Source organism: Burkholderia sp. Se-20373, assembly GCF_017104705.1.
Lineage (GTDB): Bacteria > Pseudomonadota > Gammaproteobacteria > Burkholderiales > Burkholderiaceae > Burkholderia.
The window spans coordinates 1-828 of the sequence record NZ_JAAGPH010000376.1; the positions used below are offsets into that span (position 1 = coordinate 1).

The 828-nt window shown below is 73.6% G+C and carries 1 protein-coding gene; it reads left to right on the forward strand.

Annotated features, from left to right (window positions below; genetic code table 11):
* On the forward strand, positions 1-828 hold an 828-nt coding region (locus G3N96_RS38840; RefSeq protein ID WP_206140504.1), incomplete at both ends, for an iron chelate uptake ABC transporter family permease subunit.

Genomic DNA, 828 nt, shown 5'->3' on the forward strand with positions numbered 1-828 from the left:
CCGCGTGGTCGGGCGTGCTGCACGCGGATGCCGAACGTGCGGCCGGCGGCGGCTCGACGCGGCTCGTCGGCTGGCTCGAACGGCTCGGCTGGCCGCTGCGCACGGCGCTGTTCGTCGTGGCGGGCGGGCTGATCGTGTTCGTCGGCGTGTCGGCCGGCCCCGAGTGGCTGTCGATCGCGCGCTGGTCGGCTGCGCTGTCCGGCCACGATGCGCTCGCGCGGATGCTGATCGACCTGCGCATGCCGCGCCTGTTGTGCGCGCTGCTGGCCGGCGCGTTGCTGGCGGTGAGCGGCGTCGCGATGCAAAGCGTGGTGCGCAATCCGCTCGCGGGCCCCGAAGTGCTCGGCGTCACGCAGGGTGCGGGGCTCGTCACGCTGTTCGCGTTGTCGACGTGGCCGCTGATGGGCCATGTGACGCTCGCGGCGGCCGCGCTGATCGGCGGCGGCCTGTCGCTCGCAGTCACGCTCGCGTTGAATCACCGGCATCGCTATGCGCCGCTCGCGGTCGCGTTGACGGGCATCGTGATCGGCGCGCTGTGGACCACGCTCGCGCAATGGCTGATCACGCAGGAAAGCGTGCAGCCCGCGCGCTTCGTCGTGTGGCTCGTCGGCGGTACCTATGGCCGGAGCTGGGGCGAGGTGTCGATGCTGCTGCCGTGGTGCGTGCTCGCGGTGCCCGTGTTCGCCTGGCTCGCGAAACCGCTCGACATGCTTGCGCTCGGCGACGACCAGGCGGCCGCGCTCGGGCTGCCGGTGGCCGCGTTGCGGCCGCTCGCGCTGACGATCGCGACGCTCGCCGCATGCGCGGCCGTCGCGGCGGTCGGGCCGG